An 11840-nucleotide genomic window follows, 5' to 3' on the forward strand; every position below is an offset into this window, starting at 1 on the left:
CACAGCGTTACTGAATCGCCGAGGCCGAGTTCATCCGCTGGCGGAGCGCGAACTTCTGGATTTTTCCGGTCGAGGTTTTCGGCAGCGAGCAAAACACGATGTCCTTGGGCACCTTGAAGTGCGCGAGCATGCTGCGGCAATGCTTGATCAGCTCCTCCGCCGTGGGCTGCGCGCCCGGCCGCAGCTCGATGAAGGCGCACGGCACTTCGCCCCACTTGTCGTCGGGCTTGGCCACCACGGCCGCCACCATCACGTCCGGATGGCGGTACAGCACTTCCTCCACCTCCAGCGACGAAATATTTTCGCCGCCGGAGATGATGATGTCCTTGGAACGGTCCTTGATCTTCACATAGCCGTCCGGCTGCACCACCGCCAAGTCGCCGGTGTGGAACCAGCCGTCGGCGAAGGCCTCCTCGGTGGCCGCCGGATTCTTCAGGTAGCCCTTCATGACGAGATTACCGCGGAACATGATCTCGCCCATGGTTTCGCCGTCCCACGGCACCGGCTGCATGGTGGCGGGATCGAGCACCGTGATCGCTTCCTGCATGTGGCTGCGCACGCCCTGGCGGCTGTTCAAGGCGGCACGTTCGGCCAGCGGCAGGTCTTCCCAGCTGTCATGCTTAGCGCATACCGAGGCCGGGCCGTAGGTTTCGGTCAGGCCGTAGACGTGGGTGAGGCTGAAACCCAGGCGCTCCATGCCTTCGATGATGGCCGCCGGCGGCGCGGCGCCCGCCACCATCGCCGACACCTTGTGCGCCAGACCGCTGCGCACGTCCTCCGGCGCGGAGATCAGCATGCCCAACACGATCGGCGCGGCGCAGAAGTGCGTGACGCGATGCGCGCGGATGAGCGCGAAGATCTGCCTGGCGTCGATCTTGCGCAAGCACACGCTGGTGCCGGCATTGGCCGCCATGGTCCAGGGGAAGCACCAGCCGTTGCAGTGAAACATCGGCAGCGTCCACAGATAGGTCGCATGCGGCGGCATGCCCCAGCCGACGATGTTGGACGTCGCGTTCAGATAGGCGCCGCGGTGGTGGTACACCACGCCTTTCGGGTTGCCGGTGGTGCCGGAGGTGTAGTTGAGCGCAATCGCGTCCCACTCGTCGGTCGGCAGGCACCAGGCGAACTGCGGATCGCCCTCGCGCAGGAAGGCTTCATATTCGATCTCGCCGAGGAACTTGCCGCCATCATGCAGGGCGTCGTCGACGTCGATCACCAGCGGGCGAGGTCCGTCCAGAAGCGCCAGTGCCTGCTCGACCGTCGCGGAAAACTCGCGGTCGGTCAGCAGTACCTTGGCCGCGCCGTGACGCAGCATGAAGGCGATCGCTTCCGCGTCAAGCCGGGTATTGAGGGTGTTGAGCACCGCACCCGCCATCGGCACGCCGAAGTGCGCCTCGTACATGGCCGGGATATTGGGCAGCATGGTCGCCACCGTGTCGCCGGCGCCCACGCCGCGTCGCGCCAGGGCCGAAGCCATCCGCCGGCAGCGCTCGTAGGTCTGCTGCCAGGTGTAGTGGGTGTCGCCGTGGATAAGCGAGGTGCGCTGCGGATAGACCTGCGCCGTGCGCTCCAGGAAACTGAGCGGGGACAGCGGCGTGTAGTTCGCCGCATTCTTGTCCAGGCCGAGGCTGAACGGATTGTCTTGCATGGTCAGACGTCTCCTCTGATGGTTATTGCGCGCCATAATTTCAGAGGAATTTTTCCCGACTATGTGTGAAATGTAACGAATGTTTGCAACATTTCGCCGAAGTGATAGCCGGCATGGAATCTGATCTAGAATGCGGGAATCCGAACCGACTCCTGCCATGCAAGCCCATCCGCCAGGCACGCCATCCTCCCCCCCGTCCGAGCCGCAACGCCATGAAATGCTGGCCGTCGGGCTGAACCTGCTGGACCAGGGGCTGACCGTATTCGACGTCGACCTGCGCCTGGTCGCATGGAACCAGGCTTTCCTGCGCCTGCTCGATTTCCCAGACGAGCTGGCCTATGTCGGCGCGCCATTCGACTCCTTCATCCGCTACAACGCCCGGCGCGGCGAATACGGCCCCGGCGACGTCGAGCACCAGGTGGGCGAACGCGTCGCCGCCGCCCGCACCTTCAGCGCGCACTACACCGAACGCGAGCGGCCGGGCGGGCAGATCATCGCCGTGCGCGGCGAGCCGCTGCCGCACCGCGGCTTCATCACGCTCTATACCGACATCACCGCGCAGCGGCGCTACGAGCGGCTGGCGCGCGAACAGAATGCCGAGCTCGAACAGCGCGTGCAGGAACGCACCCGCGAGCTGCAGGCGACCACGGCGGCGCTGCGCCGCAGCGAGGAGCGGCTCAGCCTGATCACCGACCGTGTGCCGGCCCTGATCGGCTATTTCGACCGGCACCAGATCTACCGCTACGCCAATCAGGGATACGCCGACTGGTTCGGGCGCAGCAAGGACAACATCGTTGGCCACCCGATCCGGGAAGTGATCGGCGAGCGCATCTACCGCGAGATCCTGCCTTCCATCGAGCGCGCCATCGGCGGCCAGCAGGCCACCTACCAGTACGCCATGGAGAACCGGGAAGGACGCAGCGTGCATGCGCGCAGCATGCTGGTGCCGGAATTCGACGGCAACGGCGACGTGCTCGGCTGCTTCGTGCTGTCCGTCAACATCTCCGAAATCAAGCGCGCCCAGGCAGCGCTGGTGCAGGCGCAGAAAATGGAGGCGGTGGGGCAGCTGACCGGCGGCCTGGCGCACGATTTCAACAACCTGCTGACGGTCGTGATCGGCAACCTTGCCGCGCTCAAGGAGCGCCACTCGCAGGACGACGTGGCCACCTTCCTCGACCCCGCGCTCAAGGCGGCCCACCGCGGCGCCGAGCTGATCCGCCGGCTGCTGACGTTTTCCCGCCAGCAGCCGCTGGAACCGCGCCCGGTCGACGTGGTGGAGCTGGTGGAGGACACGGTGACACTGTTGACGCGCTCGCTGCCGGAGACCATCCGCATTTCCACCCACGCCGCGCTGCCGCTGCTGTTTGCGCGCACCGACGCGCACCAGCTGGAGAATGCGCTGCTCAACCTCGCATTCAATGCGCGCGACGCGATGCCGCGCGGCGGGCAGCTGCACATCGAGCTCGCGCCGCTGACGGTAAGCGCCGACATGCAGGTCGAATGCGACGTCGCGCCCGGCAGCTATGTCCAGCTCTCCGTATCCGACAACGGCGCGGGCATGGACGCCAACACCGCGGCACGCGCTTTCGAGCCGTTCTTCACCACCAAGCGCTTCGGCTCCGGCAGCGGGCTGGGGCTGTCGATGGTCTACGGCTTCGCCAAGCAGTCGTGCGGCAGCGCGCGCATCCAGAGCGAGCCCGGCAGCGGCACCACGGTGCGCCTGCTGCTGCCGCGCTGCGAGGCCGCCGCCGCGTCGCCGCACTACGGAACCGGTGCGGCTGCGCCCGCCGCGAACCGCCGGCCGCTGGTGCTGCTGGTGGAAGACGACGACGCCGTGCGCACGGTGGTACGCAACCAGCTCACCGATCTCGGCTATCCCGTGCTGGAGGCGCAGGACAGCGCCGAGGCGCAATCCATGCTGCACAGCGTGCCCGACATCGGCATCCTGGTTTCCGACATCGTCATCCCCGGCGACATGAACGGGCGGGAAGTCGGGCGCATGACGCGCGAGCGCTACCCGCATATCCGCGTCGTGCTCATCAGCGGCTATGCGGACGACACTGGTAGTAGCGGCGGCGCGCCGGAGCCGGCGCTGTTCGTTCTGAAAAAACCCTTTACCAAAGCGATGCTGCAGGCGGCGCTGGATACGGAAATGCGATGACCGGACTGCCCGCCCACGACAGCCACGGAAAGATCGTCTACGTCGTCGAAGACGACGCGGACGTGGCCCGCCTGATCCGCGCCACGCTGCAGGATTTCGGCTTCGGCATCGTGGTCTGTCCGGCCGCGGCCGACCTGTTCCGCCGCATCGGCCGGCAGGCGCCAGACCTGTGCATCGTCGACCTGGGCCTGCCCGACATGGATGGCATGGACGTGGTGCGGCAGCTGCGCGAGCGCTGCGACTGCGGCATCCTGATCCTGACCGGGCGCGGCTACGTGGGCGACCGCATCATGGGGCTAGAGCTGGGGGCGGACGACTATGTCGCCAAGCCGTTCGACCCGCGCGAGCTGGTGGCGCGGGTGCGCAGCATCCTGCGCCGCACCGCCTCGCCGGCCGCCGGGCAGCGCAAGGCGCCGAGCACGGCACTGTTTGCCGGCTGGTCCTTCCACACCGGCAGCAACACGCTGGCCGCTCAGGATGGCCGCGAATGGAGCCTGAGCACGGCCGAAGCGCAGCTGCTCAAAACCTTCATCGCGCACCCGAACCGCATCCTGAGCCGCGAACAGCTGCTGTGCGAGCGCGATGTCTCGCCCTTCGACCGCAGCATCGACGTGCGCATCTCGCGCCTGCGCCGCAAGCTGGAAGCCGATCCGCAGAATCCGAAGCTGATCCGCACCGTGTACGGCGCGGGCTACCTGTTTGCTGCGGATGTGAGCTGGAGTTAAATCAGTCCGCCGCGGAACGACACGCCGACCACGACGAACAGCACCGACAGCGCCGTAACCAGCCTGATCCTGCGTCCCATGACGGGCAGCGTCTTGGCGCTGAGCCTGGGGATGATGCGCAATCTTGCATCGATCGCCAGGAGCACGGTCGCCGTCAGCAACGCCAGCTTGAACAGGATAAGCATCGCCGGCGGCCCTGCCATGGAAAACCAGGCGGAGACATCCGGCAGCATGGCATGCGCCATCCACAGCCCTGACGCCGCCTGGATCAGCAGCGCCGGCATGCCGATGCGTTCATACCCCGACTCGAAAGCGAGGAGGATGGCGGGGTCGCGCGCGGCGAGCGCGCGCGGCAGCACCGACAGGGCAAGCACCAGGTGACCGCCGGTCCATACCGTCGCGGCGAGCACATGTAGAAGAAGAATATAGCTATACATCGGGGGAGAGGGTTGGTGTGGAGGTCTAGCAGCTAAGTTGACCTGCTTACGTTGGAGGTAACCGAATCGACAGAAAGCTGCGCTTTTTTCCCGATCTGGTGGACGGACTTGTTATGTTGCACGGCGTACACCCAGCAATACGGCTTCGAGGTCTGTTTGTGCTACCGATGAACTGCCGAGCGCATCTTGACGCATTGCCACCACCATCTCAGTGAAGGCGCCGCACTGTTCCTTGGTGTTCATGGCGGCGCCCAAGCGTTCAAATGCTGCAAATGCTGAGATCACTGCAGGGGCGCCATAGAGCGAGATTCTGCATTTTGCATCTGCGGTTTTGGCACCTAGCTGTCGCCCTTCTATGGAACTTTTCTGGTGTCCAAGATTTGCGTGCTCACTTACACACTGTAAATAATCAGCGTATGCCTTTGCTCGGAGATCGCGCTGGTGCTTTTTGTTGTCGAGGTGCCGTGTGAACAGGAACTGCAATACAGCTCCGACAACAAGACCAATTAAAGAAACGACCGTGGTATTCACCTGGCATCCTTTGCAACATAACGATTCCGTTGACCCGCACTACGGTGTCGGAGTCGAACAACAAGTTAAGCCCACAAGTTAAAGTGCTGAGTACGAAGCTACGACGCGACGAAGTTTCGGCAAAACCACTAAGCGTGCCCCTCCACGGTTCGCAACTGCATAATAGCCAACATTATTCCATGCAGCGTCAATGACCTTCTTAATCTCAGCATTGCCTACTGCACATTTCAGACCGGCGCATGCCCCATTTGGCGAGTCCACTGATGTCCAATTCTCCGGCAAGGGTGTTGTATGCCAAGGGTTATAAGCTATCTTATAGCGACCTTCTTTTTGAGGTTCACTAGCCCGCTCGAAAAATTGAATTCTTTCTCGCTCGATTTCGCTTACCGTATCCTTTGAAAGTTCGAAAACCGCAACGCCTCCAGCGCAATTCCCCGAGAATAGCCAGTAGCCGTGAATAAAAACTAGGCCGTCTGTATGAATCTCGGCGGGCAGCATCTCCCTAAACATCCCTCACTTGCCGAACTCACAAGTAGTGTAAGTCGTCGCAATGATTGCAATACCAATCCACAAAAAATACTTTGACGCTTGCATTTCGACTCTGCTGAATTTTTACGTAGTTAGACTTAACTGTTTATTTGGACGGACAAATAAAAATTCGTGAAAGGCGGATAGCCATGCCGGCGGTTTGCACGGAACCGAGTGTAGAAGGAAATGACTCTTGCGGCAACGATGCCGAGTAGGGAGCGCATATCAAGCGCGAAGAGGAAATGGGCCGTTGCTGATTCTTCGTACAACAACGCAAGCAGCGCCCCACGCGCCCGGTCATTGCCGGGTGCGCATTATTGGGCTGATGCCGCGCTAACGCCGCGAATAGTAATCGACCACGGCCTTGATTTCTTCCGGCGTCATCTGCCGCACCACGTTTCGCATCTGGCCGTGGATGTCGTTATGGCGGGTGCCGTTGGCGAAGGCGGCAAGCTGCGTGTGCAGGTATTGCGCCGGCTCGCCGTCGAGCGTGGGACTGGCGGTCTTGCGGTCGCTGCCGCCATGACAGGAGACGCAGGGCGGGATATTCCTCATGGGAGAGCCGATCTGCACGATCACCGGCGCTCTCAGCTGTTCCACCAGCGTCGGCGGCGGCGCAAGACGCGGCAGGTCGGCGTAATAGGCAGCCAGGTCGCGCATGTCCTGGTCGCTCAGGTTGCGCACATGCGGCGCCATGATTTCGCTGATGCGGTGCCCCGACTGGAAGTCGCGCAGCTGCTTGTAGACCGATTCGGCATTCTGCCCGGCCAGGTTGGGCGTGTTCGCGCCGCTCATGCCGCGCGCGCCGTGGCACATGGTGCAACGCAGCGCCAGCGTGGCGCCGCGCCCGACCGAGATCCGGTCCTCGGAAATCATCTGCGGCACGACGATCACGTCGCTCGAATGCACCCGGCCGGAGCCGACGTCCGCCGGCGCTGCGGCGGGGCCGGGGGCGCCGGCGGCGCGGCAGATCGCATCCCACAATCCGCCGATACTCTTGTCGTTCTGCGCATAAGGCATCCAGACGAAGCCGACCAGCGCGGCCACCAGCGCGGTGCCGGCCACGGCCGCAACCGAGCCGACGAACCACGGATTCTTCAGGGAGAAAAGCTGTTCGCTGCCGCTCATTTCTTGATCCCCACAGGTACGGCGGGCACGGAAGTCTCGGGTGTCGCCATCAGCTTGGCGATCGGGTATCCGTAGTTCACCAGTGTCAGCGCAATCATCAGCGCCAGCCAGAGCGCAAAGCTGTTCAGGGCGACCGGCACCCGGTGCGGCTGGTGCACCGGCGCAGAAAAGCGGAATTCGGGCAGCGTCACGCGGGCGGCGCGGTGCCCGCGCAGCAGGATGAGGATGAACAGCAGCGCCGAGACCACCAGCAGCAGGCCGCCGAAGAAGGTGATGGTGACCGACAGCGCCTGCGGCGCGATGGCTGGATCGCTGTAGTCGAAATACGCCATGCGGCGCGGAATGCTGAGGATGCCGACGTAGTGCCAGGGGAAGGTGACGACCAGCATGCCGATGAACCACAGCCACAGCTGCGCGCGCATCAGGCGCAGGCTCTCCAGCGCCTTGCCGGTCAAGTGCGGCCACAGGTCGTAGGCGATGGCGAAGTACATGATCACGATCGCGCCGCCGAAGATAAGGTGGAAGTGGCCGGTGATCCACTGCGTGTTGTGGATGGTGAAGTCGAGGCGGTAACTCATGTTGATGATGCCGCCGGCGCCGCCGAAGCCGAGCAGGATAAAGGAGAACGCCACCGCCAGCATCATCGGATTACGCCAGGGCAGCGCGGCGATCCAGCCAAACAGGCCGCGTCCGCCGCGCAGGCGCCCGGCGATTTCGACCGAGGCCGTGATCGTGAAGATGGTCAACAGCGTCGGCACCGAGACCATGCCGGTGAATACCGCATGCAGAAACTTGAAGCCTTCGCCGACCTGCGGGTCCTGGAATACATGGTGGATACCGATCGGCATCGAGAACACGAGGAACAGCACGAAGGCGACGCGCCCCATCATGTCGCTGTAGAGCCGCCCGCCGATGGCGCGCGGAATGAGGGTGTAGAACGCGATATAGGATGGAATCAGCCAGAAGTAGACGATCGCGTGCAGCGTCCACGAGAACAGCACGCGCGCCAGGCCGGCGTCGATGGTGGACTTGAAGCCGAGTGCGACCGGCAGGATCTGGAACAGGATTTCCAGCGCCGCGCCCACCGACGTCCAGGCCCACAGGTAGGCGCCGGCGACGTTGGCGAACATCGGCAGCGGCACCGGCGTGCCGGGATTGTCCCGCTTCCACAGGCGCAGGTTGACCGACATTAGCGCCACCCAGATCCAGGAGCCGACCACCACGAGCACCACGCCGAGGTAAAAGAACACGTTGCCGACCATCGGCGGATAGAAGGTGTACAAGACCGAGGCCAGCCCGAGCGCCACCGGCACCATCGCCACCACGGTGCCGAGCACCACCAGCGCAAAGCCGGCCCAGGCCCATTTGAGGCCGGCCAGCGGGCGCTTTAACGCCAGCTCGACGATCGCATAGCCAAAGCCCATCGCCACCAGTGTCGGAAACACATAGGCCATCGCCGAGCCGTGCGCGGTGACGGAGCGGTAGTACAGCTCGGGATTGCTCAGGCCGGCAAACAGCGGGCTGCGCACATACATCTGCCATTCGCCCAGCAGCAGCGCCAGCAGGAAGGCGGCAAAGGCAAACCAGAAGTGCGCAAGCACTAGTTTTCTACTGTTGAACACAGCTTTGCCTCCGCTCGGTTTGCGCCTGTTTGAAGAAGCTGTCGCGGTCGATGACCTTCACCCGCGCCCACATGCCGGCGTGGCCGACGCTGCAGAATTCGTGGCAAGGCATCACATGCATGCCCGGCTTCCTGAAGCGCGCCTGGAAGGTCGAGATATAGCCGGGTTCGAGCATGACATTGACGTTGGTGTCGGCGATGATGAAGCCGTGGATGACGTCGGCGCTGGTGCCGCGGAACCGGACCGGCGTGTTGTCCGGCACGACAATGCATTGGGGCACGAAGGAATACTGCTGGCCGACCAGACGCACGGTGACAGAGCCGTCCGGCTCGACGGCCGAACCGAGGTTGTCCTCCACGAATTCGCCGGTCAGGTGCAGGGTGGTTGGATTGATCGTTTCGACGCGGCGGGCCGGCATCATGACCCAATGCAGGCTAGCAAAGGCGATCATCACCAGCAGCAAGCCGATGACGACCATCACGAACACGGCCCAGCGCAGCTCGGCTTGCGCGGCGACGTCCTCGCCATGGTTTCCGGGTGCGGTCGCCATGGCTAGTTCCTGGGCACAAAAACGAAGAGGTAAAAGGCGAACCAGATCGCCAGCACGATCAGCACCGCCACGCCGGCCAGGGCCATCGCACCGCGCGGGCCCTGCCGCACGACGTCGTCAACTGCTCGCTGGTCCGCGTCGGCCGCCGCCGGATTGTTATCGAGTGTCTCGTGGAACATCGGTCTCGTTTACTCCATGGTGACGACGCGCAGCGCATTGGCTTCGCGCGGGGTGACGGGGCCGCCATGGTTGCCCCAGGCGGTGCGGATATAGGTGACCACGGCGGCCACTTCCACGTCCGATAATTCCTGCGCAAAGGGTGGCATACCGTAGGGCATCGGATTCTTTCTGGTGCCCGGCGGATAGCCGCCGTTTAACACCATCCGGATCGGATTGACGGCCGATTCCATTTCGATCGACTGATTGTTGGCCAGCGGCGGATAGTGCGGCGGCATGCCGCGCCCGTCGCTGGCATGACAGACCGCGCATTTTGCCTCGTACACGCGCCGCCCTTCGGAAAACACCTGTACCGCGTCCGGCGTATTGGGCAGCTGGTTCGGCCCGTTCGCCGAGGTTTCCTTGTCGGGCAGGCTCTTCAGGTAGACCGCCATCGCCCGCACATCCTCGTCGCTGAGGTACTGCAGGCTGTTGTAGGTCACTTCCGCCATCGGCCCGAACACCACGCTGCGCCGCGACACCCCGGTCTGCAGCAAGTCCATGATGTCGCGGATGTCCCACTCGCCCAGCCCCGCTTCCCGGTTCGACGTCAGCGACGGCGCGTACCAGTGCTGCATCGGGATCAGCCCGCCCTGGAACGCCTTGGCTTCGGAAGACCCGCCCAACGCATTGATCGGGGTGTGGCACATCGCGCAATGGCCGAGCCCCTGCACCAGGTAGGCGCCGCGGTTCCACTCGGCCGACTTGGTCTTGTCCGGCTGGTATTCGCCTTCCTCGAAGTACAGCGTGCGCCAGCCGATCAGCAGCGCGCGATTGTTGTAGGGGAAACGCAGTTCGTGCGGCCGGTTTTGCTGCGTCACCGGCGGCACCGACTTGAGATAGGCGAAGATGGCGTCGGAGTCGGCGCGCGTGACCTTGGTGTAGGACGCAAACGGCATGGCCGGATACAGGAGCGAACCGTCGCGCGAGCGGCCGGTATGCATCATGTTGTAGAACTCGGCGGCGGTCCACCGGCCGATGCCGGTTTTCGGGTCCGGCGTGATGTTGGGCGCATAGAGCGTGCCGAACGGCGTGGGCAGGGCGCGGTTGCCGGAGAAAATCGGTTTACCGGGAACAGTGTGGCAGGCGATGCAGTCGCCGGCCTGCGCCAGGTAGCGCCCGCGCTCGACCTGGGCAGCGGAGGTGGTCGGCGGCGACTGCGGTTGGGATTGGCCTGCGACAAGGAAGGCACCGACCATGAACAGGCAAGCCGCCGCAACCATCATGCGATTTCGCCGAATTGTCATTGGCACCGTGAGATCTCCTTGCTAGTGCTGCTGGCTGCCGCAGGCAAGCGGCAGGCGTTCGGACGAAGCCTTCAGCGGCCGGGTATCGGCCGGAACCGGCATGGAGGACAGCCAGCCCGCCACGGCGGCCACTTCGGCTTCCGTCAGGCGTGCGGCGATCAGCTGCATGCAGTCCGGCTCCAGCGCGGTGCGGGTGCCATAGCGCCAGGCGCCGAGCTGGGCGCTGATGTAGTCGAAGCGCAAGCCGATCAAGCCCGGGATGCCGGGCTCGCGCCCGCTCAGGTTGGGGCCGTGGCAGGCGACGCAGGCCGGTATCTTGCGCCCGGGGTCGCCTTGCATCACGATGCTCTTTCCGCGCTGCCGCACTTCCTCCGACAGGACGGGGGACGCGGGATTGTCGTAAGGCACCTGGGCGTCGGCATAGTACTGCGCCATTTTTTTCAAGTACTCATCGGGCAAATAGGCGAGCAGAAAATTCATCGGCGCATACTTGCGCCGCCCGTCGCGAAATGCCGTGAGCTGGTGATACAGATAGCCGGCCGGCTTGCCGGCCAGCCGAGGAAAGTAGACATTGTTGGTGCCCTTGCCGTGCTCGCCATGGCAGGACACGCAAGCGCGCAGGCGCTCCTCCATGGTGTCCGGCGGCCGCTTGAGCGGCGCAGGGTTTTGTGCCGCGCCGGGACGGCACAGCGCTGCGAGAAAAACCACCGCCAGTGCGAAGAAATACCGGTTCACCCATTTCCTCCCGATACATACCGGTGCCGCGCCATGTCTTGCCCCTCGATCATTATCATTAAGACAATGCCAAAAGTAGACTGGCAAACGACTGAAAGATTCCCTCGCCGTACGAACATGGCGATGCGACGACGAATGCGCGCAGCAAAGATGGGAAAGCAAACCATGTCCAAAGTGCAGAAATGCACAAGGGCATCGCCATTGCTGCAGTGTCTTGTTGCGCTTATCGCAACTAGCGCGTCTGTCCCTGCGGCAAGAAGAGAGTTTTTGACTACAGAGTTGAATCGAAGCAACTTCATCCCGGTGCAGCCG

12 protein-coding genes are annotated in these 11840 nt (G+C 63.6%); 2 read left to right on the top strand and 10 right to left on the bottom strand.

Features of this window, described 5'->3' with window-relative positions; translation table 11 throughout:
• Positions 1-7: 7 nt before the first annotated feature.
• Positions 8-1648, bottom strand: a complete 1641-nt coding sequence (locus TSA66_RS13260) for an acyl-CoA synthetase (RefSeq protein ID WP_040040378.1) — start codon at positions 1646-1648, stop codon at positions 8-10.
• A 130-nt stretch (positions 1649-1778) separates the two neighbouring features.
• Between TSA66_RS13260 and TSA66_RS13265 the strand changes: the two genes are divergently transcribed.
• On the top strand, positions 1779-3809 hold the full coding sequence (locus TSA66_RS13265) for a PAS-domain containing protein (RefSeq protein ID WP_232429473.1): 2031 nt from the start codon (positions 1779-1781) through the stop codon (positions 3807-3809).
• Complete coding sequence (locus tag TSA66_RS13270) at positions 3806-4534, top strand: response regulator transcription factor (protein ID WP_040040379.1); 729 nt, start codon at positions 3806-3808, stop codon at positions 4532-4534. Before TSA66_RS13265 ends, TSA66_RS13270 begins: the two co-directional genes overlap by 4 nt.
• Here TSA66_RS13270 and TSA66_RS13275 read toward each other — a convergent pair.
• From TSA66_RS13275 to TSA66_RS13305, 9 genes are all read right to left on the bottom strand, one after another.
• Complete coding sequence (locus TSA66_RS13275) at positions 4531-4971, bottom strand: CopD family protein (protein ID WP_040040380.1); 441 nt, start codon at positions 4969-4971, stop codon at positions 4531-4533. The genes TSA66_RS13270 and TSA66_RS13275 overlap by 4 nt on opposite strands.
• Before the next feature lie 111 nt (positions 4972-5082).
• Entirely contained in the window at positions 5083-5502 is a 420-nt protein-coding gene (locus TSA66_RS26925; protein ID WP_157691684.1) for a hypothetical protein, read from the bottom strand.
• Between the two features lie 78 nt (positions 5503-5580).
• On the bottom strand, positions 5581-6000 hold the full coding sequence (locus TSA66_RS26930; RefSeq protein WP_157691685.1) for a hypothetical protein: 420 nt from the start codon (positions 5998-6000) through the stop codon (positions 5581-5583).
• A gap of 363 nt (positions 6001-6363) precedes the next feature.
• Positions 6364-7158, bottom strand: a complete 795-nt coding sequence (locus TSA66_RS13280; protein WP_040040381.1) for a c-type cytochrome — start codon at positions 7156-7158, stop codon at positions 6364-6366.
• Entirely contained in the window at positions 7155-8780 is a 1626-nt protein-coding gene (locus TSA66_RS13285; RefSeq protein ID WP_040040382.1) for a cbb3-type cytochrome c oxidase subunit I, read from the bottom strand. The genes TSA66_RS13280 and TSA66_RS13285 overlap by 4 nt, the downstream gene beginning before the upstream one ends.
• Positions 8767-9330 (bottom strand): cupredoxin domain-containing protein, encoded by a 564-nt coding sequence (locus TSA66_RS13290; RefSeq protein WP_040040383.1) that lies wholly within the window; start codon positions 9328-9330, stop codon positions 8767-8769. The genes TSA66_RS13285 and TSA66_RS13290 overlap by 14 nt, the downstream gene beginning before the upstream one ends.
• A 2-nt stretch (positions 9331-9332) precedes the next feature.
• Complete coding sequence (locus TSA66_RS27320) at positions 9333-9509, bottom strand: hypothetical protein (protein ID WP_040040384.1); 177 nt, start codon at positions 9507-9509, stop codon at positions 9333-9335.
• A gap of 9 nt (positions 9510-9518) precedes the next feature.
• Positions 9519-10793: a c-type cytochrome gene (locus tag TSA66_RS13300; RefSeq protein WP_040040385.1), complete on the bottom strand. Its 1275-nt coding sequence runs from the start codon at positions 10791-10793 to the stop codon at positions 9519-9521.
• Between the two features lie 21 nt (positions 10794-10814).
• On the bottom strand, positions 10815-11426 hold the full coding sequence (locus TSA66_RS13305; protein ID WP_157691792.1) for a c-type cytochrome: 612 nt from the start codon (positions 11424-11426) through the stop codon (positions 10815-10817).
• Positions 11427-11840: the final 414 nt, after the last annotated feature.

This window comes from Noviherbaspirillum autotrophicum (genome assembly GCF_000818395.1).
GTDB classification, from domain to species: Bacteria; Pseudomonadota; Gammaproteobacteria; order Burkholderiales; family Burkholderiaceae_D; genus Noviherbaspirillum; species Noviherbaspirillum autotrophicum.